This window comes from Sphingomonas sp. H160509 (genome assembly GCF_024124765.2).
GTDB lineage: Bacteria > Pseudomonadota > Alphaproteobacteria > Sphingomonadales > Sphingomonadaceae > Sphingomonas.
Genome location: NZ_JAMXSR020000002.1, coordinates 643,002 through 666,183 on the forward strand (window position 1 = coordinate 643,002; position 23,182 = coordinate 666,183).

15 protein-coding genes and 3 pseudogenes are annotated in these 23,182 nt (G+C 65.4%); 10 read left to right on the plus strand and 8 right to left on the minus strand.

Annotated elements, in window-relative coordinates; all coding sequences use genetic code 11:
- Nucleotides 1-221: 221 nt before the first annotated feature.
- Together NHF48_RS04750 and NHF48_RS04755 are read right to left on the minus strand one after the other, a co-directional pair.
- Nucleotides 222-2,551: pseudogene (locus NHF48_RS04750) on the minus strand (3-hydroxyacyl-CoA dehydrogenase NAD-binding domain-containing protein).
- Nucleotides 2,551-3,690, minus strand: a pseudogene (locus NHF48_RS04755) (thiolase family protein). Before NHF48_RS04755 ends, NHF48_RS04750 begins: the two co-directional pseudogenes overlap by 1 nt.
- Before the next feature lie 131 nt (nt 3,691-3,821).
- On the opposite strand from NHF48_RS04755, the gene NHF48_RS04760 reads away from it, so the two are divergent.
- Together NHF48_RS04760 and NHF48_RS04765 are read left to right on the plus strand one after the other, a co-directional pair.
- Entirely contained in the window at nt 3,822-5,459 is a 1,638-nt protein-coding gene (locus tag NHF48_RS04760; protein WP_342454577.1) for a long-chain-fatty-acid--CoA ligase, read from the plus strand.
- A gap of 93 nt (nt 5,460-5,552) precedes the next feature.
- A pseudogene (locus tag NHF48_RS04765) lies at nt 5,553-5,898 on the plus strand (MerR family transcriptional regulator).
- Between the two features lie 346 nt (nt 5,899-6,244).
- Here the strand turns inward: NHF48_RS04765 and NHF48_RS04770 are convergent.
- The 3 genes from NHF48_RS04770 to NHF48_RS04775 are packed head-to-tail and all read right to left on the minus strand — an operon-like array spanning nt 6,245 to nt 11,169.
- Nucleotides 6,245-8,191 (minus strand): PhoX family protein, encoded by a 1,947-nt coding sequence (locus tag NHF48_RS04770; RefSeq protein WP_342454578.1) that lies wholly within the window; start codon nt 8,189-8,191, stop codon nt 6,245-6,247.
- A gap of 28 nt (nt 8,192-8,219) precedes the next feature.
- On the minus strand, nt 8,220-8,720 hold the full coding sequence (locus tag NHF48_RS24685) for a hypothetical protein (RefSeq protein ID WP_342454579.1): 501 nt from the start codon (nt 8,718-8,720) through the stop codon (nt 8,220-8,222).
- Nucleotides 8,721-8,769: 49 nt separating this feature from the next.
- Entirely contained in the window at nt 8,770-11,169 is a 2,400-nt protein-coding gene (locus tag NHF48_RS04775) for a TonB-dependent receptor (RefSeq protein ID WP_253070440.1), read from the minus strand.
- Nucleotides 11,170-11,339: 170 nt separating this feature from the next.
- Between NHF48_RS04775 and NHF48_RS04780 the strand changes: the two genes are divergently transcribed.
- From NHF48_RS04780 to NHF48_RS04810, 7 genes are all read left to right on the plus strand, one after another.
- Nucleotides 11,340-13,019: an alkaline phosphatase D family protein gene (locus tag NHF48_RS04780; RefSeq protein ID WP_253070441.1), complete on the plus strand. Its 1,680-nt coding sequence runs from the start codon at nt 11,340-11,342 to the stop codon at nt 13,017-13,019.
- A 281-nt stretch (nt 13,020-13,300) separates the two neighbouring features.
- Nucleotides 13,301-14,059, plus strand: coding sequence for a fatty acid desaturase (locus tag NHF48_RS04785; RefSeq protein ID WP_253072338.1), 759 nt, complete (start codon nt 13,301-13,303; stop codon nt 14,057-14,059).
- Between the two features lie 393 nt (nt 14,060-14,452).
- Complete coding sequence (locus NHF48_RS04790; protein WP_253070442.1) at nt 14,453-14,854, plus strand: phosphate/phosphite/phosphonate ABC transporter substrate-binding protein; 402 nt, start codon at nt 14,453-14,455, stop codon at nt 14,852-14,854.
- Nucleotide 14,855: 1 nt separating this feature from the next.
- Nucleotides 14,856-15,818, plus strand: a complete 963-nt coding sequence (gene epsC, locus NHF48_RS04795; protein WP_253070443.1) for a serine O-acetyltransferase EpsC — start codon at nt 14,856-14,858, stop codon at nt 15,816-15,818.
- Entirely contained in the window at nt 15,818-16,585 is a 768-nt protein-coding gene (locus tag NHF48_RS04800; RefSeq protein ID WP_342454580.1) for a gamma-glutamyl-gamma-aminobutyrate hydrolase family protein, read from the plus strand. The genes epsC and NHF48_RS04800 overlap by 1 nt, the downstream gene beginning before the upstream one ends.
- Before the next feature lie 65 nt (nt 16,586-16,650).
- Nucleotides 16,651-19,140 carry a TonB-dependent receptor plug domain-containing protein gene (locus tag NHF48_RS04805; RefSeq protein WP_253070445.1) on the plus strand — a complete coding sequence of 830 codons (2,490 nt, stop codon included), beginning with the start codon at nt 16,651-16,653 and terminating at the stop codon, nt 19,138-19,140.
- A 122-nt stretch (nt 19,141-19,262) separates the two neighbouring features.
- Complete coding sequence (locus tag NHF48_RS04810) at nt 19,263-19,481, plus strand: hypothetical protein (protein ID WP_253070446.1); 219 nt, start codon at nt 19,263-19,265, stop codon at nt 19,479-19,481.
- Nucleotides 19,482-19,859: 378 nt separating this feature from the next.
- Here NHF48_RS04810 and NHF48_RS04815 read toward each other — a convergent pair whose 3' ends face one another.
- The 3 genes from NHF48_RS04815 to NHF48_RS04825 all read right to left on the minus strand — a co-directional run bounded on the left by NHF48_RS04815 (nt 19,860) and on the right by NHF48_RS04825 (nt 21,557).
- Nucleotides 19,860-20,444, minus strand: a complete 585-nt coding sequence (locus NHF48_RS04815; protein WP_253070447.1) for a DedA family protein — start codon at nt 20,442-20,444, stop codon at nt 19,860-19,862.
- An 86-nt stretch (nt 20,445-20,530) separates the two neighbouring features.
- Nucleotides 20,531-21,031, minus strand: coding sequence for a DUF1993 domain-containing protein (locus tag NHF48_RS04820; protein ID WP_056481712.1), 501 nt, complete (start codon nt 21,029-21,031; stop codon nt 20,531-20,533).
- Nucleotides 21,032-21,053: 22 nt separating this feature from the next.
- A complete protein-coding gene (locus NHF48_RS04825) occupies nt 21,054-21,557 on the minus strand; it encodes a DNA-deoxyinosine glycosylase (protein ID WP_253070448.1) in 504 nt (167 codons plus the stop codon).
- Between the two features lie 178 nt (nt 21,558-21,735).
- On the opposite strand from NHF48_RS04825, the gene NHF48_RS04830 reads away from it, so the two are divergent.
- Nucleotides 21,736-23,181 carry an ATPase domain-containing protein gene (locus tag NHF48_RS04830; RefSeq protein ID WP_253070449.1) on the plus strand — a complete coding sequence of 482 codons (1,446 nt, stop codon included), beginning with the start codon at nt 21,736-21,738 and terminating at the stop codon, nt 23,179-23,181.
- Nucleotide 23,182 lies beyond the last annotated feature (1 nt).

Below are 23,182 nucleotides of genomic sequence, written 5' to 3' on the forward strand. Positions count from 1 at the left end.
CTAAAATCTCGTAAAGCCGGCGACGTTATCGCGACCTCGTTGCCGTATACGGCAGTTATCGCTCCCGACTAGAATTGTACGAAGACAAGTCAAGTCTTCTTACTGATTTCGGGCGGTGAAAAAGTGTTCATGCGCACGGTGTGCCCCCGCGCAAGCGGGGGCCCAGGTTCACGAACGGAGCGCTGCTTGACCCTGGGCCCCCGCTTTCGCGGGGAACAGTCTTAGTTCCGCAGGGGCTTGCCGGTTTGCAGCATGTGCACGACTCGCGCCTGCGTCCGCGGGTCCTTGACGCTCGCCATGAACGCGGCGCGCTCGAGGTCGAGCAACTGGTCCTCGGTCACGGTGTCGACAAGATCGGCCTCGCCGCCGGTCAGCACCTCGGCAAGGCGATCCGCGACGACGAGATCGTAGTCGGTCGCCATGCCCTTCTTGTGGAAGTCCGCCACTGCCATGTTCAGCCCCGTCCGGCCGCTCGCGCCCGCCAGTCGGAAGGTCGGCTTCTCCGGCGCGACATAGCCGTCGACCAGCGACAGCGCCTTGGCCTTCGCATCCGCCAGCAACCGGTCGCGGTTCATCGTGATGCCGTCCGCCTTGCGCAGGATCATCATCTCCTTCGCCTCCGCCGCCGACTTGGCGACCTGCGCGGTGGAGACCGCCTGGAACACCTTGGTCAGCACCGGCATCGGCCCGTTCGGCAGCGTCCGCGACTTGGTCCAGCGATCGAGCATTTCGCCATTGCCGCCCCAGCCGGGGACGAGCCCGACGCCGCACTCGACGAGCCCTGCATAGGTCTCGGCATGCGCCTGCACCGCATCGGAGTGGAGCAGGATCTCGCACCCGCCGCCGAGCGCGAGCCCGGCCGGCGCGCTGACGACCGGGAAGGGCGCGTATTTGAGCGCCTTGTACGCCTGTTGCCCGCCCGAGACGCTGGCCTCGACCATGTCCCACAGGCCGGCGCCGACCGCGAACATCGCTGCGCCCAGGTTCGCACCCGCCGAGAAGTTCGACGCCTCGTTATACACCACCAGCGCCTTGAAACGCTCGCGGACGACCGGGATCGCCTCGTTGATGAGCGCCACGACCTGATCGTCGAGCGCGTTCATTTTGGTGTGGAACTCGAGCGCCGCGACGCCGTCGCCGACATCCCAGAGCGACGCCGACAGGTTCGTGAGGATCGGCTGCGAACGGAGCTTGATGTCCTCCAGCAGCTCGACACCGTCCGCACGCGGCACGTCGGCATACTCGCCGCCAGCCGTGAGATACTGACGCTGGCCGTTCTCGACACGGTAGAACGGACGATCGCCCGCGGTAGTCAGGATCGCCGGAACATCGCGACCTTCGGCAGCAAGGCGCGCGGCGAGCACACCCGGTCCCATCCGGTCGATCAGCTCAAACGGCCCGTACTTCCAGTTATAGCCGAGCTTCATCGCGTCATCGATCGCGACGATATCGTCCGCCGCCTCGCCGACCAGCATCGCCGCGTAGGACAGCGTGTTGCCGAGGATCGTCCACGCATAGGTACCGATCTTGCCGGGCTCCGCGATCAGCGCGGCGAGGTCCTTGCCGGTCTTGCCGGGCAACTCAGCGGGCTTCGCCTCGGGGCGGTACTCGCCGGTTGCGAGGTCGAGAGACAGCTTGGTCCGCGTCGCCTTGTCGAGATCGATAGAATCCACCCTTTCCTTTGCGGCCGGTGAACCCTTCCGCGATCATCTTGTCGACCAGCGGCAACTCGCGGACCGTATCGAAATACGGATCGCCTGCGGGCAGCGTGGACGAGAGGCTCTTCGACAGCAGCGGCATCAGATCGACGCCGACGAGGTCGACCAGCCCGAAGATCCCGGTCTTCGGCACGCCCATCGGACGACCGCCGATCTGGTCGGCTTCCTCGACGGTCAGCCCCTGGTCCATCGCCGCGTTGATCGCGATCGCCAGCCAATAGGTGCCGATGCGGTTGGCGATGAAGCCCGGCGTGTCCTTTGCCCGCACGATCCGCTTGCCCATGAAGCGATCGACGAAATCCTCGACCTTCTCGGCGACCGCGACGTCGGTGTGCTCACCGCGGACGATCTCGACCAGCCGCATGTAGCGCGGCGGGTTGAAGAAGTGCGTGATCAGGAAGTCGGCCTTGAACTGGTCCGAACGTCCCTCGACGAGGTTGCCGAGTGGGATCGTCGAGGTGTTCGACGACACTGCGGTGCCCGGACGCTTCAACGCCTCGAGCTTGGCGTAGAGCGACTGCTTGATATCGATTCGCTCGACGATTGCCTCGACGATCCAGTCGCACTCGGCGACTCGACCCAGATGATCGTCGATGTTGCCCGTCTCGACCAACTTGGCCGCACGCTTCGACATGAAGGGGGGCAGGGTCGGTCTTGAGCATTTTCGCGACCGCGCCCTTGGCCACCGCATCGCGGTCGTCACCCTCGGGCAGGTCGCGCGGTACGATGTCGAGCAGCAGTACCGGGATGCCGGCGTTCGCGACTTGCGCCGCAATCCCTGCGCCCATCACGCCTGCGCCGATGACGCAAACCTTCTTAACCTGATCAACCATCATGCGCGCTCCAGCACCGTTGCGATGCCCTGACCGCCGCCGATGCACTGGGTGGCCAGCGCGTAGCGGCCACCTTCACGCGACAAGAGCGCAGCCGCCTTGCCGACGATCCGCGCGCCAGTCGCACCGAGCGGATGGCCGATCGCGATCGCACCGCCATCGAGGTTGATCGTCTTGTCCTTCAGGCCGAGGTCGCGGATGCAGGCGATCGCCTGGCTCGCGAACGCCTCGTTGATCTCGACCACGTCGAGGTCGGCGACGGTGATCCCGGCGCGCTCCAGCGCCTTCTTCGATGCACCGATTGGGCCAAGGCCCATCGTCTCGGGCGCGCAGCCCGACACACCGATCGACTTGATCCGCGCGAGGATCGTCAGGCCGTGCTTCTTCGCGAATTCTTCCGAGGTGACGAGCACCGCGGACGCGCCATCGGTCAGCGGCGACGACGTGCCGGCGGTCACAGACCCGTCCGCGCTGAACGCAGGCTTCAGGCCGGCGAGCGCTTCGGTCGTCGTGCCGGCGCGGATCGTGCCGTCCTGGCTGACCGGGCCCGCCTTCGTCTGGATCGTCACGATCTCGTCGGACAAGCGGCCATCGGCACGCGCCGCAGCGGCCTTGTCCTGGCTTTTCACTGCAAACGCGTCCTGCTCGGCGCGCGTGATCTGGTAATTGCGTGCTACGTTCTCGGCGGTCTCGCCCATGCCCATGTACGCGCCGGCGCTCTTCTTCGCGAGCTCGGGGTTGGGGGAGGGGGGTTGTAGCCGCCCATCGGCACGCGGCTCATCGATTCGAGGCCCGCGCAGATGAACGCCTCGCCGGCGCCCACCGCGATCTGGCCGTAGGCGATGTGGATCGCGCTCATCGACGAGCCGCAAAAGCGGTTGACCGTCATGCCACCGACCGAGATCGGCAGGTCGGCGATCTGTGCGATCAGCTTGGCGACGTTGAGGCCCTGCTCGCCCTCGGGGAACGCGCAGCCGAGGATGATGTCCTCGATCTCGGCGGGATCGACGCCGGTCTTGTCGAGCAACCCGCGAGATCGTCTGCGCGGCGAGATCGTCCGGACGGACGCGGGCGAGCTCGCCCTTGCCGGCGAGGTGGAACGGCGAACGGGCGTACCCGGCGATGACGACGTTGGTCACGATGATCCTCTCATATTGCGGTCGACCCGGTTAACGCTTGCGGGTTACCCTTAAGGTGCGATACCTCACCTTTACGTCAAGGTGAAGCGGCCGACAATATGGCTTACGCACACTGAGCAATGGAGAGCGAGATGCAGGACACTTCCGGGGGCAAGGCGATCGGCGTTCCGCTGCTGGGCGAGCCGCGGCTGCTGGGCGACATGCTCGACCTGTCGGTGCAGCGGTTCGGGTCGCGCAACGTGCTCGACTTCATGGGCCGGACGCTGACCTATGCCGAGCTGGGCGAGTCGGTAGATCGGGCGGCGCGGGGACTCCAAGATCTCGGCGTCGTGAAGGGCACGCGCGTCGCGCTATGCCTGCCGAACACGCCTTATTATCCGATCCTGTTCTTCGCGATCCTCAAGGCGGGCGGCGTCGTCGTCAACGTCAACCCGCTCTATGTCGAGCGCGAGCTGGCGCACCTCCTCGAAGATTCGGGCGCGACGATCATCGCCACCTGCGACATCGCCGAGATCCACGCGCGCGTACTGAAGGTCGCGGGGCAGATGGGCGTGAAGCACGTCATCACCTGTCCGATCGCCGGCGCGTTGCCGACATTGAAGTCGATCGCCTACCGCATCTTCAAGCGCGCCGAGATTGGTCATGCGCCCAGCGACGCACGGCATTCGACGTTCGATGTGCTGCTCAAAGCGAAGGGCGCGCCTGCTCCGGTCCCTGTCTCCCCGGACGAGGTTGCGGTGCTGCAATATACCGGCGGGACGACCGGCGAGCCCAAGGCGGCGATGCTCAGCCACGCCAATCTCGTCGCGAACGCCGATGCGATGGTCGTGTTCGTCGGCGGCGAGCAGCCGCACCAGGACCGCGTGCTTGGCGCGCTGCCGCTGTTCCACGTCTTCGCGCTGACCACCGTGCTGACCTATTCGATCCGCACCGGCGCGGAGATGATCCTGCTGCCGCGCTTCGAACTGCAGCAACTGCTCAAGACGATCGAGCGGACCAAGCCGAGCTATTTCCCCGCGGTGCCGACGATCTACGCCGCGATCACCACCGCGGCCGAGACCCAGAAGATCGACCTGTCCTCGATCCACGCCTGCATTTCGGGCGGTGCGCCGCTGCCGGCAGAGGTGCGGATCGCGTTCGAGGCGGCAACCGGTGCGAAGCTTTGCGAGGGGTATGGCCTGTCGGAGGCTTCGCCGATCATCACCTGCAATCCGATCGATGGTCTCAACAAGCCAGGCTCCGCGGGGCTGCCCTTTCCCGGCACGACGATCGAGATTCGTGACCGCGAGGACCCGACCCGGCTGCTGCCCGTAGGCGAGAATGGCGAGATCTGCGCGCGTGGACCGCAGATCACGCAGGGCTATTGGCACAAGCCCGCCGCCACTGCCGACCTGTTCGCGGACGGCGCGCTGCGCACCGGCGACGTGGGGCACCTCGATGCGGACGGCTACCTGTTCATCGTCGACCGGATCAAGGATTTGATCCTCGCCGGCGGCTACAACGTCTATCCGCGCGTGATCGAGGAAGCTTTGTACGAACACCCCGCGGTTCTCGAAGCGGTGGTGATCGGCGTGCCCGACAAGTACCGCGGCCAAGCGCCGAAAGCGTTCGTCGTACTGGCCGAAGGTGCGGTCGCTACCCCGCTCGAACTGCGCGATTTTCTGCGCGACAAGATCAGCAAGATCGAGCTTCCCCGCGAGGTCGAAATCCGCGACAGTCTCCCCAAGACGCTGATCGGCAAGCTATCCAAAAAAGGAACTTGTCGCTGAAGAGACCGCAAAGGCGGCGGCGTCGGAGGCGAGGGGAGTGGACGCGTGAACGACCGACAGGACGATCTTACCGGCATACAGGAAGTCTCGCGCATGCTTGGCGTGAGCGCGCGGACGCTGCGGTTCTACGAGGACAAGGGGCTGATCGAGCCCTGCCGGATCGGCACGACGCGGGTCTACACGCGGCGCGAGGTCGCGCGGATGCAGCTGATCCTGCGCGGAAAACGTCTCGGTTTCACGCTGCGCGACATCGAGGGAGTTCCTCGATCTTTACGACGCCGACCCGCAGCATGTTGAACAGATGCGCGCGCTGGCGGAACGGTGTCGCCAGCGGATCGACCTGCTCGACGCGCAACGCGAGGCGATCGTTCAGACGCGGGATGAGTTGGAGAAGATCGAGCAGGAGGCTCTCGCGCGGATTCCGGCGGGGACGGTCTAGGGCCTACGAGACGCGACCGCCCTGAAACTGCACCACCCTTCGAAACTGCACCACCCTCGAAACTGCACCACCCCGGCGAAGGCCGGGGCCCAGTTGGAGAGGTGGCAATAACGAGGCGCATCGCGGGTCAGCAACGTCCCCAACTGGACCCCGGCCTCCGCCGGGGCGGGGTTTGTCGGTGTGATCGAGGAGCGTGTAGAATCCTCACCCGCCAGGGGGAGGTGGCTGGCACTTGCCAGACAGAGGGGGAGGACACGGAAACTGATGTTCCGTGTCCTCCCCCCTCCGCCACCTTCGGTGCCACCTCTCCCCTTGCGGGGGAGGATCGGGAGTCCGCCCCCGAAGCTTAAAGCCCCACCACGCCGCCATCGGTCTTGGTGATCACGATCGTCGCGGACCGCGGCCGTGACGGCGTCGTCACCGCGCCCGCCTGGTTGGCAGGCCAGCTGCTCGTGATGTTCGTCGGCCCGCCATTCTCGCCGGGATGCTGGATGTTCACGAACAGCGACCGGCCGTCCGGCGTCGTATGGATACCGGTGATCTCGCACTCCTTGGGCCCGACCAGGAAGCGGCGGAGCGCCGCCCCCGGAGCCTTGCCGACGCGCGTCGTCACTGAGCCGGTTGCCGCACCAATCGTGTTGGTCACCGTCCGCGTGCCGCCATCGTTGACGATCCCCGGCACCGACGCGAGCAGCATGCAGTTGGTAACGTCTGTGAATGCGCCGTCGTCGGTCTCGATCCACATCACTGGTGCGATCGTCCCCGAGGCGTTGCTCGGCAGGCCGAACCACAGGCCGTCCGGCGACGAGAAGTCGTTGGTCGCATCGAGACCCGACAGGTTGATGTTGGTCGCATCCAGATCGGAGCCGGCACCGAACGCATAGATGTCCCAAGCGAACGTCGTTGCCTCGGATGTGTCACCGGTCTCGCGCAGGCGGATGATGTGGCCGTTGGCGTTACCCGTGGTCTGGCCGCCCGTGGTCTTGGGATCGACATAAGCGCGCGGGTTGGGGGCGTCCGCGGTAGCCACCGTCCGCGACGAGTTGTTGGTGAGCGTGCAATACATCTCGCCGGTCGCCGGGTTCACCGCCGTCCATTCCGGACGATCCATCCGCGTCGCACCCAGCGCATCCGCTGCCAGTCGCGTGTTGATCAGCACATCGACCTGGCTCGAGAACGGATAGGCTGCGTTGGCCGAGGTGAGGGGCCCCTGGCCGAACACCAGTGGGAGCCACTGACCGCTGCCATCCGCCGCGAGCTTCGCAACATAAAGCGTTCCTGCGTCGAGATACTTGTCACCGATTGCGAGACGGTTCGCGGCCGTCGCATCCGCAGCCGACCAGGGCGTCGCCGATACGAACTTGTAGATATACTCGTTCTGCGCGTCGTCGCCCATGTAGAAGGCCGGCTTCACGCCCGCGATCGTCCGGCCGATTTGGCAGCCTTCGTGGTTCATGCGACCGAGCGCGGTCCGCTTGCGCGGCGTCGAAGCTGCGTCGAACGGATCGATCTCGACCACCCAGCCGTACTGGAAGATCTCGTTGCGGAAATCGCCCGTGCCGTCGGCCGGCGCGCTGGCCTGTGCGGTGATGTTCCAGCGCGAATAGATCGTGCTGGTCGTGTCGGCTGGCGTGACCGTCGACCAGCCATAGTTACCGCCGGTGTTGCTCTCGCCCTTGCCGTAGCGCGTCAGCGAGGTGTTCGCCTTGACGCCCACGGGACCAGTTGCCGCGCGCCGCGCCGCGTCGCCGACCTCACGCTTGAAATAGCCGACCCAGTTCTCTTCGTTCGTCAGGTACGTGTGCCAAGGCATTGTACCGTTGGCGCAATTGTTGATCGTGCCGCGGCCCGTGGTGGCGTCGGGCGAATAGCGCGTCTTGAGGCTGTCGGCGCCACGCACCGGCCCCGAAAAGCTCATCGGCGTCAGTGGTGTGATGCGGCGATTGAACGACGAGGCAGTCGTGTAGCTCCAAGCGGCGGCGCGGTTGACCTCGATCACCGAAACGCCGTGGCACTCCATCTCCTTCAGCGCTTCCGCCTCGGGACGGACGCCGGCGGTGGTGGTCGGGCCGTTCGGATGCAAATAGGCCTGGGTGATGTTCTCGTGGTTGAGCACGAGCAGGCCGCGCGTGTTGCCGTTGGCGTCCGGCGTACCGGTGGCGGACATGCCGAAATAGCTCATGCCGTCATGATGATCGCCCGCGCGCTTCGAGAAGGTCGCATCGGTACCGTCATTGGCATACGCGCCAACGCCGCTGCCGATCGGATCGCCGAGCCGGTACAAGACCGTCACCGCATAACCCGCAGGCACTGCAACGACATCAGCGAGGCTCTTCGCAACGGCCGTGAAGCCTAACGAGGCCCGCGCCGACGGTCACGCTGGTCGTCGCGCTGACCGAACCGCTGGCTGATACCGCGGTGAACTGGAAGCTGAGGACGGTACCGGCAGCAGCACCCGGTACGACGAAGGTCGCGGTGGCGGTCGAGGCACCGGCGAGCGTCACGGCGGGGCCGGCAGTCTGGGTCCAGGTTACGCTGTCGACCTGGCCGATCGCTGCGCCGGTCAGCGTCGCGACGCGGCCCGCGGTCGAGCTGCCGCCGGCGGTCGCCGTCACCGTGACGGGGCTCGAGCCGTTGCCGTCATTGTCGTCGTCGCAGCCGGTCAGCAACATGCCGCCGAACACCGCCGCGGCGGTTGCGGACATGCCGCCCATCAAGGTCTGGCGACGCGAGTAACGCGACTCGATCAGGTCGTTGATATGCGGATTGGCTGTCGGGTTGGTATCGATATCGCCGTCGGTATAGATGGTCTCGAACGTCATGCTTGGTCCCCCCGGGGATGGTTGCGTGGTGTGTAACGGTGCGTGGAAATCAGAATTTCGCGCCCAACTCGACGCCGTAGAAGCGCGGCTCGCCGGCGATGTAGGTCGGGATGCCGAAGCCGCCGCCGGTGTTGCCCGCGTCGATCAGGTAGCGCTTGTTGGTCGCGTTCCGGACGAAGCCGCCGACGCTGTAACGACCTTGCGCGAACTCGACCCCGGCGCGCGCGTTGACGAGCGTGTAGCCAGGCGTGCTGATGGCCGGGTTGTTCGGCAGCTCGAAGAACGCCTTGGTGCGGTAGGTAACGCTCGGCGTGGCGTAGACCGTCGCGCCGCCGACCGGGAGGCGGAGGATCACCCCGCCCGACGCGGTCGTGTCCGGCTGAAGGCGGAAGCGGTTGCCAGCGAATACGCCGTTCGCCGCTTCGTCGCCGATACCGCCGTCGATGTACGCAAATGTCCCGAATACCGAGAGATACGAGGCGAGCTTCAGATTACCTTGAAGCTCTACGCCAAGGTTCTTGGCCGATCCGGCGCTCTGCGTCGTGGTCACGCCGTTGTTCGTCACCGACACCTGGAAGCCGTCATAGGTCTGGTAGAAGACCGACGCCGCGCCGCTGAACGGGCCGACGCGTCCCTTGATGCCGCCTTCGTAGTTCCAGACGTTCTCCTGCGGGACGACCTGCAGGTTGGGGCCGACGCCGAACGCGGTGCGCTGGGCGGCGAGCTGGACCACCGGCGAACGGCGCCCCTTGCTGATCGTGGCGTAGAGATTGACCGCGTCGTTGAGCTTCAACAGCGCGTTGAAGCGCGGCAGGATCGCGGTGAAGCTCTTCTCCGCGACGAACTTGTTGCCGTTGGTGTTGGCCGTGCCGAGCAGGCTGGTCTGGGTACCAAGCCCTGCAAGGATCACCGAGTTCGGCTGGATCGACGAATAACCCGACTGGCGGTCCTCGATCAGGATGCGTGCGCCTGCCGTCAGTTCGAGCGCAGGCACCGGAATGTACGTTGCGTCAGCGAATACCGAGTAGGTGTCGTTGTTGCCATTGTTCGTGAACTCTGCCGCGTAAGGTATTGCGGTAGCACGACCACCGGTCAGTACTCCAGTAGCGCGGGTTGCCGGAATTGTGCCGTTGGGTGCGACGCATCCGGTCCCGGTCGGGATGCCCGCGCCGTTCAGTGCCGCGCGGATCGGGGCATAGGCGGGCGTGACCGAGCAGGCGAGATACGTACCCTCTTCGGTCGCGAACGGGACGCGCTGGAAGCCGTTCTCGAAGAATGCGTTCCAGCCGACCGAGGCGCGGTACTTAGGCCCTTCGAAAGCAAAGCGGCTCTCATGACTCCACTGGTCGCCCTTCGCGTCCTCGGCGAACTCGAGATACGCGGCAGGGCCACCATCGGCGTCGAACACTTCGAGCGCATCGAATTTGCGATACCCGTTGACGGTGGTGAAGGTGATGCCCGGCGACAGGTCGGCGGTGATCGTCAGGTTCGCGTCATAGACGTTGCGGTCGAGACCGAGCTTCCGCGCGCCGAGCACCGCCGCACTGTACGGAGAGCCGGAGAGTTCCGCGTAGCCATAGTCGCCGGTCTGGCCGCCGGTCGGGGCATGCGCGCGGCTCTTGAATGCGGTGCCGGGGTTGCGCTGTCCGTCATAGGTCAGGACGAGGTCGGCGGTGATGCTGTCGCTCGGGCGATAGCGGAGCGAGCCGCGGATGCCGCGCTGGTCCTGGCCGTTCAGATCGTCCTGGTCGACGCCGCCCTGGTTCTGGTTCGGCACGTTCGCGTCGCCCGCGATGTTGCGGACGTAACCCTTGCGATATTTATACGCGAAGGCGATGCGGCCGGCGAGGACGTCGTTGCCCGCATTCAGGAAGCCCGACACCTGGGTGCGGTCGAAATTACCGTACGTGCCGTTGATCGCGCCCGATACGCCGGGCTCTGGCTTGGCCGAGACGAGGCTGATCGCGCCGACCGCAGCCGCGGTGCCGAACAGGGTCGCCTGCGGGCCCTTCACGACTTCGATCCGCGAGAGGTCGAACAAATCCTGATACGCGCCGCGCGAACGGCTGATGTCGATGCCGTTGTAATACAGCGTGACGCGCGCGCCCTGCTGCGACGATCCGTTGTCCGAGGTGATGCCGCGGATCACGAAGCCGGGGTTGTTGGCGCTCTGCTCCTGGATTTGGAGACCGGGAATATAGGCGGCGACTTCGCTCAGCGAGTTGACGCCGATCGACGCCATGCGGGCGCCGGTCAGCGCGGTGACGGTAATGGGGACGTCTTCGATCCGCTGTTCGCGCTTCTGCGCGGTGACGACGATCTCGTCATCCGACGTTGCGGCCTCGGTTTCGGCTTGGGCAGTGGCTGGGGTGCCGGCTTGTGCGAGCGCCATGGTCGAGCAGGTCGTGGCGAGCGTCGCAACTGCGAGCCGCGTGAAGATACGTGTCATTAAGTCCCCCGTGTCGTTGCCGTCGCACTACGGGGACGAGGTGACGTTTCGATGGCGTCTTCATGAAAGCAAAATGACTATTCCGTAACGGCGCTGTCACATCGTTGCCGCCGGGGTGTCTTCGATCGCGGCTAGCAGGCGGGCAACACCCGTTACGAAAGCCCGAGACGATGACGATCAACCGCCGCGATGCGCTTAAGAATGCCCTGAAACTTGCGGGCTCGGGTGCGACCCTCGCGCTCCCCGCAGTAGCGTCACAGGCAGCGGGCGCGGTGAAAGCTCGGTTCGATCACGGGGTGGCGAGCGGCGATCCTTCGGTCGATGGCGCTATTCTCTGGACGCGCGCGACACCGGTCGATGCGACGCAGGCCGGCGACATCGCGCTGACCTGGCACGTTGCGGAGACCGAAGGCGGCAAGCCGATCCGCTCGGGCACGGTCAAGGCCCGCGCGGCGCGCGACTTCACCGCCAAGGTCGAGGCGACCGGGCTCCAGCCGGGGCACGAGTACCGCTATTGGTTCGATGCCGCGGACGGCACGCGCTCGCCGGTCGGCCGGCTCCGGACGCTGCCGAAGGGCAAGGTCGCCGACGTCGTCATGGCAGTCGTCTCGTGCCAGCTCTACGCGGGCGGGCTGTTCAATGCTTATGACGCGATCGCCAAGCTCGACCGGCTCGACGCCGTCCTGCACCTCGGCGACTATATCTACGAATACGGCGCCGATGGGTACGGCGCTGACATCGCCAAGAAGATCAATCGTCTAGTCGAGCCGCGTCACGAGATCGTCAGCCTCGCCGACTACCGGATGCGCCACGCTCAGGTGAAGCGCGACGTCGACATGCAGGCCGCCCATGCGCGCGCTGCGTTCATCTGCGTCTGGGACGATCACGAGGTCGCCAACGACGACTGGATGCACGGTGCCGAGAACCACGATCCCAAGACCGAGGGCGACTGGGACGCGCGCAAGGCCGCCGCGATGCAGGCGTATTTCGAATGGATGCCGATCCGCGATCCCAAGCCCGGCCAGCCTTGGGCGGCGATCAACCGGAGCTTCGATTTCGGCGATCTGGCCACGCTGGTGATGGTCGAGACGCGGTTGCTGGCGCGCAGTCATCAGGTCGTGTCGAAGGGCGAGGCGATCACACCCGCCGAGTACGCACCGATGCTGGCCGAACGCGCGCGGCCCGACCGCGAACTGCTCGGGCCGGCACAGCTTGCCTGGGTCGAGAAGACGATGGCGGCATCGGTGACGGCGGGAAAGCCCTGGCAGGTGCTGGGCAACCAGATCGTGATGGCGAAGGTCGCGGGGCCCGACATTGAGCGGCAACTCGGCCCGGTGAAATTCGGCGAGACGATGGCGAAGCTTCCGGCGATGTGGCGCCAGCGACTTGCGGCAGGCATTGCTTCGTACCGTGCCGGCATGCCGTTCGGCCTCGACAGCTGGGACGGCTATCCGCCCGCCCGCGAGCGCCTGTACGCGGCGTTCCGACGTGCGAAGTCGCGGCCGATCGTGCTGTCGGGTGACAGTCATGCCGCCTGGGCGAACGATCTGCACGACGACGCGGGCAAGCTGGTCGCGGTCGAATTCGGCTGCACCGCGATCACCAGTCCGTCCTACGGTTCGTTGTTGCCAGGTATCGGTGCTTTGATCGCAGACGCGAACAAGGGTGAGGTCCGGTTCTGCGACCAGGACGCCAAGGGCTTCACGCTGCTGGCGCTCACGCCTGAGCAGGCGACCGCCGATTTCGTGACCGTGTCGACGGTGTTTGCCAAGCCGTTCACCCAAGCGACCGTTAAGCGGTTTCGTGCACAGGCTGCTCGGCCCGACCTGCCGCTGGAAGAGATCGCCTAAAAGGATCCTCCGTTCGGATAGGATCGGAAACCGGTCGCCGATCGCTTGGATCACCGCTGACAATCAAAGTTTTTCCGCCGCAAAGTTCAATCGACTGTCAATTCCCATTGAGCGAGGGGATATTCGTCTCCTCGGACGGAGATGGGAATGCAGCGAGAGGCTTCGAGTTCGACGGTAGGATGGCCGACCGTCCTTCTGGCAGGTATCGTGTACGGCGGATGGATGGTCGCGACGGCATGGCATGCGGTCATTCCGGCACCGTTGCTGGTGCTGATCGGCGGATGGCTGCTCGCCTGGCAGGGATCGCTGCAGCACGAGGTCATTCACGGGCATCCCACGCGGATCCGGTGGATCAACGACGCGATCGGGTTTGCCCCGCTGTCGTTGTGGCTGCCCTATCGCCTGTATCGCCGCAGCCTGTCGCGCATCACCGCGCGGAGGTCATCACCGATCCTCGCCATGACCCCGAGTCCCGCTACCGCGTGCAGGCGCGTGGTTTCGCCGCAGTCCTCGGCCGGCTCCAATCCTCGCTTCTCGGTCAGACGGTCTTCGGACCTGCGATCTCGGTCGGCCGGCTCTTCCTGCAAGAGTCCCGCCGACTGGCGCGCGAACCGGCGTGCGTAGCGCGCGACTGGGCGCCGCACCTCGTCGCGGTCGTGCTGGTGCTCTCGTGGCTCGACCATGTCGGTCTTGGCGTCGGCCGTTACGTCCTCTGCTTCGTCTATCCGGGCATGGCGCTGACCATGGTGCGCTCCTACGCCGAGCATCGCGCCGATCTCGCAAGCCCCGGTCGCGCCGCCAGCGTCGAGCATGGCGGGCTGCTCGGGCTGCTGTATCTCAACAACAATCTGCATGCCGCGCATCACGAGCGGCCGTCGCTCGCCTGGTACGACCTGCCAGCGTACCACCGCCGTAACCGAGCGCGGTTCGCCGACGCGGGGGCACCGATCTATCGGGGATATGGCGAGATCGTCCGGCGGTTCGCATTCAGCGCGCATGACGACATGGTCCACCCCCTCCACCGCGAGCCCGTGTCGTGACGGACCGGATTGCTTCGCTCGGAATGTACGATCACCCCGCGCAGCATGATGCCAACGACCGGCTGTGGTCGGCGATTGCCGCCGTCCTGCGCGAACGCGGTGTCGCGCAGGTGCCCGATCGGCTCGATCGAACGCGCGACGTCCATGCGATCTGGCGTGATCCGGCGCTGCTGTTCGGCCAGGCCTGTGGCTATCCGTTGATCGCCGATCCGGCGCTGGATCTGCGCGTGATCGCATTCCCGATCTATGCCGGGCAAGAAAGTGGCAGCGTGATCGTGGCGAGGGCGGACGATCCCCGTGGGGCGGTCGCGGCGTTTCGCGATAGCCGCGCGGCCATCAACGATCGCCAGTCGAACACCGGCATGAACCTGTTCCGCGCGACGGTAGCGCCGTTTGCGGGGCAGGGGGGCGTTCTTTGCCGAGCTGGTCGAAACCGGCGCACACCGGGCCAGCATCGTCGCGGTCGGGACGGGCAAGGCGGATCTCGCGGCGATCGACCGCGTGACCTATGCGACCATCGCACGGTTCGAGCCGGCGTTGGTGGCGGACCTGAAGATCGTCGCGCTCAGCCCTGCATCGCCGAGCCTGCCCTTCGTGACCGCGGCCGAGACCGATGCCGAGACGGTGGCGGCGTTGCGAAGCGCGCTCGATCATGTCGCTGCCGATCCCGCGCTCGCGGCGGTACGCGAAACGCTGTTCCTCGCCGGGATTATACCCGCCGAGCCAGACGCGCTGACTCCGATATCGACGCTGGAAGCCGAGGCCGTCCGGGCCGGCTATCCCACGCTCCGCTGACATGAAGGACAACGCCGTGTCATCAGCATCCGACCCGATCGACCTCGCCACGACGATCGAAGAATTGCGCAGCGCGCGTCACGCCTGGCGGCAGGAGCAGGACGGCCGGCATAGCGTCGCGCGCTTCCCGTCGCTGGACGAGACCGGTCGCGCGCTCGACGATCTCGTCGCCGCGCTGTTTCCCGGGCGGCTCGGCATGTTCACGGGTCCGGTCGAGCGCGAGGATGCGTTCGTCGAGACGCGGCTGCGGCAGGCGCTGGAACGGCTGCAACGGCAGGTCGAACGCGAATTCGCCTATTGGCAGGAAGAGGCGGTGCTGTCGTTCGACGTCAGCCATGCGAGCATGATCATCGGCCTGTTCTGTGCGGAACTCGGACCGATCCGCGAACTGGTCGACGACGACGTCCGCGCGGCATTCCTGGGCGATCCGGCGGCCCGCAGCGCGGACGAGATCCTGATCTGCTACCCCGGCATCGTTGCGATCCTGTATCACCGGATCGCGCACGCACTCTACGGCCTCGGCGCACCGATCGTCGCGCGGATCATCTCCGAACTCGCCAACAACCGCACCGGTATCGACATCCACCCGGGCGCGACGATCGGCCGCAGCTTCTTCATCGATCACGGCACCGGCGTCGTGATCGGCGAGACCGCGATCATCGGCGACCGGGTGCAGATCTACCAGCACGTCACGCTCGGCGCGCGCAGTCCGCTCGGCGTGACCGACGTGTCGGCGCGCGAACGGCTCGCGCGGCATCCGATCGTCGAGGACGACGTGGTGATCTATGCCGGCGCGACGATCCTTGGTCGCGTGACGATCGGGCAGGGCGCGACGATCGGCGGCAATGTCTGGCTGCTCGAGGACGTGCCCGCGGGGAGCGTGGTGGCGCAGCCGACCGCGGTGATCCTGGCGGGCGATGCTGCGGACCAGCTGCACGAGACGCTGCGGGGTCGAGCCGCATGATGCGTTTTGCCTGTTGTCGGCGCGAGGATGGGCCGCCCAAGCCGGTGATCGGCGTGCTGTGCTGCAACGAAGTAGTCGATCGCCCGATCCAGGCGGTCGCCACCCGCTTCGTCGAGCCGCTGGTACGGTACGCCGGCGCCACCGTCCTACTGGTGCCGGCGGTGGCGGATGCGATGGACACGCGGGCGCTGGCCGGACGGCTCGACGGCCTGTTGCTGACCGGATCGCGGTCGAACGTCGCGGGTGCCCGCTACGGCAAGTCGGACGCGGCCGACGACGCTCTCGATCTGGACCGCGATGCGGTGGCGCTCGAACTCGCGGGCCGGATGATCGAGGCGGGGCGGCCGGTGTTCGGTATCTGTCGCGGGTTGCAGGAGCTGAACGTGCTGTTCGGCGGTACGCTGACCGATGCGCTGGACGATGGCCATCATCGATCGACCGACGATGTGACCGCGTACGAGACGCTGTTCGACCATGTCCACGACGTGAGACTTCGATCGGGCGGGATGCTCGCCGCAGCGATCGCCGAGCCCAGCATCTCGGTCACGTCGGTCCACCGCCAGGGTATCGATCGGCTGGGCGAGGGGCTCAGCGTCGAGGCGCATGCGGTTTCGGACGGGCTGGTCGAGGCGTTCTCGGCGCGCCCGTGCGGCGGCGACGTGCTGGCGGTGCAATGGCATCCCGAATGGGACGTTGCAGCCAGCGCATCCAGTCGCGCATTCTTTTCACTTATCGGCCAGTCGCTTGGGACCTATCGGGACCGATGACTGCGACCGCTCGTTTGGTTCGCACGGAGATCGTCGCAGAGCGATCCACTGACAGGGACACTATTATGACTGCCTATCGTACCGCGTTGACGCTCGCCGCCTCGACCCTCGCCTTTGCTAGCGCGCAGGTAGCCCATGCGCAGGACGTGCCCGCGCAAACGGCGACGGCGCCTGCCGCAGACCCCGCTGCGGTGCCCGACACGGGAGACGATATCATCGTCACGGGCACCCGCGCGGTCGGTAGGTCGCGGCTCGACAGCGCGTCGCCGGTCGACGTGCTGAGCTCGGCCGCAATCCAGCGCCAGGGGACGACCGAACTGGGCGCGGCGCTGTCGGCGATCGCGCCGTCGATCGATTTCCCGCGGCCGTCGGCGGTCGATGGCACCGACGCGATCCGCCCGGCGACCTTGCGCGGCCTGTCGCCCGACCAGACGCTGGTGCTGGTCAATGGCGTGCGCGGCCATACTGCGGCACTGCTGAACGTCGGCGGGTCGGTCGGGCGCGGCTCGGCTGCGGTCGATCTCAATACGATCCCGACCGTCGCGCTCGACCGTATCGAGGTGCTGCGTGACGGGGCGTCCGCACAATATGGCTCTGATGCGATCGCCGGCGTCGTCAACCTGCGACTGCGCGAGGCCCGGTCGGGCGGTGGCATGACCGTCAACTACGGCTTCTACAACACCGATATCGACACGGCGCGCGGCAGCCGCAGCACGAATGGCGAGCATGCGCTGACCGTGTCCGGCTGGCAGGGCATCGGCTTTGGCGAGGACGGCTTTCTAACCGTCTCGGGTGAGTATCTGGATCGCCAGGCGACCAACCGCGCCGACTTCGACACGCGCGCGCTGGTCAAAGTCCCCGGGACGCCGGGTCGTGTGACCGGCCTCTTCGGCGACCCCAAGGTCGAGCAATACAGCATCTTCGCCAACGCCGGCACGACGCTGACCGGCACGTGGAAGCTGTACGGCTGGCTCGGCTATCAGGACCGCGACACGCGCAGCGCGGCTTTCCCACGGTTGCCGCTCGCGTCGGACCAAGTCGCCGTCGACCGACTGACCTTGGCAGGGCTGTCCGATGGTTTCCTACCGCTGATCAATACCAAGTCGCGCGACATCAACTCGGCCATCGGCATCAAGGGCGTGGTCGCCGACTGGAACGTCGACCTGAACGCGAGCTATGGCCGCAACAAGATCGGGTTCCGCACGCTGGACTCCGCGAACTATGCCTATGGCCGCACAACGCAGCGCGACTTCTCCGACGGTGCGCTGATCTACGACCAGTACATCGTCGGGCTCGACGTCGATCGCAAGTTCGACGTGTTGCAGGGCGTCAACGTCGCGTTCGGGCTCGAAGGGCGCCGCGAGGGATTCAAGATACAGTCTGGCGAACTCGCATCCTATGGCTATCCCGCCGCTGGGACCGTGACCGGCGCACTGCCGACCGCACCCCCAGGCGCGCAGGGTTTTGGCGGGTTCTCGCCGGACAACGCGATCGAGCGGAGCCGTCGCAACGGCAGCGTCTATCTCGACGTAGAGGCGCAGGTGACGGACAAGTTACTGCTCGGGCTCGCCGGACGCGGTGAGGATTATTCCGATTTCGGCTCGACCGGCACCGGTAAGGTCTCCGCGCGCTACGACTTCGCGCGCTGGTTTGCGCTCCGTGGAACGGCATCGACGGGCTTCCGCGCGCCGGCTCTGCAGCAACAGTATTTCACGTCGGTTGCAACCGTCATTCAAAACGGAAACCCAGTTCAGACCGGCACCTACCCATCGGTAAGCCCCATTGCGGCTAGGCTCGGAGGCCTTCCTCTCGAGCCCGAGAAGTCGACCAATTTTTCGGTCGGTACCGTCATTCGCTTCGGCGGGTTCGACCTGACCGTCGATGCGTACCGCATCCGCATCCGCAACCAGATCGGTCTTTCGGAAAACATCACCACGTCGTCGACACAATCCGCCGCGGTCAATGCGCAGATCCTCAACTTGCTCGCAGGATCAGGGGCAACGGCGGCACGCTTCTTCGTCAACGGTATCGCCTCGACCACAAAGGGCATCGACGCGGTCGCGCATTACCGGCTTCCGACCGACGCCGCCGGGACGTTCGACCTGACGATCGCCGGCAACGTCAACGACGTGAACGTGACGCGCGTGCCGACATCGACCTCGACGCTCAACCCCGCACCGACGCTGTTCGCCCGCAACCGCATCGAGTCGCTGGAGAACGGTACGCCGGGCGAGAAGGTCACTGGCTCGATCGATTGGTCGCTCGACCAGCTCGGCGCACTCGCCCGCGTCACCTATTATGGCGACGTGACTCAACCCGGCACGACCGCGGCCGGCGACGTGCACAGCGGCAAGCACCTGATCACGGATCTCGAACTTCGCTACCAGGCGAAGAAGGGCGCACAGATCGGGCTTGGCGTCAGCAACCTGTTCGACGTCTATCCCGACGCGACGAGCATCGCGAACAACCCGACCGGGGTGATCGGCTATCCCTATTACTCGCCGTTCGGGTTCAACGGCCGCTACGTCTACGCACGCGCTGGCCTGAGCTGGTGATTAAATCATAGTCGTGCGATAGGGTATTGCGTTCGATCGCATCGCTGGGTAGCTTTCGGTTCCAGGATCGATTTCGCGCATTGCGATCGTAATTCTGCACTAGTCATCACGGAGACCATTCAATGAAGAAGATCACGATCGTGCCAATGATTGCAGTCCTGGCACTTGGCCTCGCCGCCTGCACGAAGCCCGCAGCGACCGAGAACGTTACCGACATTCAGTCGAACACGGTCGTCGAAGAGTCGGACGCGAATCTTTCCGCGGTAGACGGCATCGAATCGAGCAACTCGGCCGATCTCGAGAACTCGGTCGATTCGAATTCGAGCGGCAACGCGCTCTGATCGATGACTTGAAAATGTAACGGATGGTTTGGTTCGGTAATCGAACCATCTGTTCGAAGACTCGAAAGGCGACGTACTTTCCGTTTTAGGGAAGTCGTCGCCTTTTTGTATTTTTGATCCATCGAAGTACGCTGCAGAGCCGATGCATTTCGGCGTAATTTATACTCTACTCACCGAGGGTAGTGAATAACTCTATTCCTATTTGATAAGTGGGTATTACAACGGGGCAACGTCAAGGCGAAGTGAAGCTCCCTAGACGGAACCTCGTGGTCCAGCGGAACCCCTCTGCTGGGCCACCATTTTTGAGCGCGAGGTTTGGAGGAGTTCGCGGCGTGCCGGCATCTGGCAGGGACCGTACTCTCGAGTATTCGCTATTAGTCAGCTGGTCTTCGGTACCGCGTTGGATCGACGTCCGCGCCAATAACGGATCGCGGTCATCACCACCGCGACGACGACTGCGAGGATCGCAACGCCGGCCAACTTGTGCTTCGGCATGATGTTGTGGACCGCGTCGAGCAGCGTATCCCCGAACAGATAGCCGATGCCGGTGAACATCACGCCCCAGACCGCCGCGGAGATCGCGTTGAGCAACATGAACGTGCGTGCGGGGACATGCGACGTGCCGATCGCGATCGGACTGATCGTGCGCAGGCCGTAGAGGAAGCGGAAGCCGAGGATGAAGACCGTCGGGTGGCGTTCCAGCGTGTCGAGTGCCTTGGCGAAGGCCGGCTTGGCGGCGATCTTGCGGACGCGGGCGGTGTCGCGGTAGCGTCGCCCGGCAAGGAAGAAGAGCTGGTCCGCGGCAAACGATCCCGCGACTGCCGCCGCGGCGCTGCCCCAGAGCGGTAGCAAATGCTGATGCGCCAGAACACCGCCGGTCACCACTGCGGTTTCGCCTTCGAGCCCCGCACCCAGGAATATCGCGGCGAGGCCGTATTGGGCGATGAGCGTTTCGATCGACATCGCTCGCCCTTGCCGCAGCGCGGAGTTCTCCGCCAGTATCATTTATCCGCCTCGCTACAGGCGGTTATCGACGTCGATGCGGGCTGCTACCGGCCGAGATAGTCCATCTTGCCGATCGGTACGCCGCGCATCCGCAACAGCGCGTAGGCGGTCGTGATGTGGAAATAGAAATTGGGCAGCACGAACCCGAGCACGTAGTTCTGCCCCGTAAAGTCCAACGTCCGGCTGGGCGTGACGATCGTGACGACAGCATCCTCCTTGCCGTCGATCGCCTCGCGCGGCACGCCCTCGAGGAACGCAACCGTTGCGGCGATGCGCTGCTGCAGCGCTGCGAAACTCGTTTCGTCGTCGGCCATCGCGATCGTCGGGACGCCGCCAAGCCGGACCATCGCGCCCTTGGCCGTGTCGCTGGCGCGCTGGACCTGCGCGGTCAGCGGCGCCATGTCGGTGATCAGGCGCGTGCCAAGCATGTCCGCCTCGGCGATGCCGTGCTCCTGTGCATAGGCTTCGCCCGATTTCAGGATCGCCGAAAGACTGGCGAAACCGCGGCGAAACGCGGGGACGGTGAGGTCATAGAGCTGGGTCATGCACGCAGGCGTAGGCGCGCAATCACGTCCGGTCGAGGAGGAACGCGGCAAGCTGGTTCCAGGCGGGCTGCTTTGCCGCGACGCCGATCGTGTGCAGCGGGCTGCTGGAGGGAAGCGCGACGATGGTCGGTCTAGCCAAGTTCGGTCCGAGCAGCTTCAGGCCCTGCTTGAGCGCGGTACCGCCGTTGAAGGCGACTGCGCGAAGCTTCGGTAATCGTCCGATGAGCGCGACGATGTCGTTGCCTTCGGCATCGAGGATCGCCGCGTCGCTGCTTCCACTCCGCCGCGCCGAGCCGATTACGTCCCACAGCGCCACGCCGCTCGCCCGCAACGCCGACAGCCGATCCTCATAGTCGAGCGTAACGAGATCGCAGCCGACGACCGGCGACATCAGCTGCCAGAACTGGTTCTGCGGATGCGCATAATAGCGCTGCGCGGCAAGCGACCGGTCGCCCGGCAGGCTTCCCAGAACCAGCACCCGCGCTTCAGAATCGAAAATCGGCGGAAACGAGTGCTTGAGCGACATTAAGATCCCCGGACTGTCACGACCGCAAGACTATGCGATACGCCGGTTATAACCTAGGGTCGGCACATATGGTCGCACCACGCGCGGTACGATCACAGGAAGGACTGCCACTTGGCACTGAACGGACAATTACCGGCGCTCGCACGGACCGGTATCGACGGGCTCGACGACATTCTCAATGGGGGGGCTGACACCGGACCGGATGTACCTTGTCGAGGGTACGCCCGGCACAGGCAAGACGACGCTCGGGCTTGGCTTCCTGCTCGCCGGCGCGTCGGTCGGCGAGGCAGGGCTGTATATCACGCTGGCCGAGACCGAAGTCGAGTTGCGCGCGGTGGCGCAGACGCATGGCTGGTCGCTGGACCCGCTGACGCTGTTCGAGATGGTACCGGCCGACGGCCTCGGCGAAGACCATGAACAGACGTTGCTGCATCCGAGCGAAGTCGAACTCGGCGAGACGATCCGCGACGTGATGGCGAAGGTCGATGAGCTTCGCCCCAAGCGCGTCGTGATCGACAGCCTGTCCGAACTGCGCCTGCTCGCGCAGAGCCCGATCCGCTATCGCCGCCAGATCCTCGCGCTCAAGCACTTCTTCTCGACGCGCGCCTGCACCGTGCTGTTCCTCGACGACAAGAGCGGCTCGGGCAGCGATCTCCAGTTGCACAGCATCGCGCACGGCGTCGTCTCGCTCGAACAGACCTTGTCCGGGTTTGGCGCGCAACGTCGACGCCTGCACGTCGTCAAGATGCGCGGCGTGCGGTATCGCGGCGGCTATCACGATTTCGAGATCGAGCGTGGCGGGCTGTGCGTCTACCCACGCCTCGTCGCATCCGAACACGTCATGAAATATTCGGACGAGGCCGTTTCTACCGGGTCGACCGAACTCGACACGTTGCTGGGTGGTGGCTTGATTCCGGGCACCGCGACGTTGCTGACGGGGCCGGCCGGTGTCGGCAAGACGACCGCGTCGGTCCAGTCGGTTATCGCAGCGCTGGAGCGGGGCGAGCGCGCCGCGTACTTCCTGTTCGACGAGCGGTTACCGACGTTGCTGAAGCGGAGTGCGTCGCTCGGCATGGACCTGATGCCGTTCGTCGAGAACGGTCAGCTCGAGCTGCGGGCGATCGATCCCGCCGAGATGTCGCCAGGCGAGTTCTCGGGCGCGGTGCGGGCCGCGGTCGAGCAGCATAAGGCGAAGATCGTCGTGATCGACAGCCTCAATGCTTACCTCCAGGCGATGCCGAACGAACAGTTCCTGATCCTCCAGATGCACGAGATGCTGACGTATCTCGGTCAGAAGGGGATCGTCAGCCTGCTTATCCTCGGCCTGCACGGGATCACCGGCGACGTTCGCTCTGACGTCGACCTCAGCTATCTGTCCGATACGATCGTCCAGCTCCGCTATTTCGAGGCGCATGGCGAGGTGCGGCAGGCGATTTCGGTCATCAAGACGCGGACGGCACGGCACGAACGCACGATCCGGGAGTTTCAGATCGGTAGCAACGGATTGCTGGTCGGCGAGCCCCTTCGCGAATTCCAGGGCGTGTTGACCGGCGTTCCGACATTCTCGGGCGAAGGAAAGACGTTGATGGCCAGTCGGATGGGGATGCAGGACTCGCGCGTCTGAC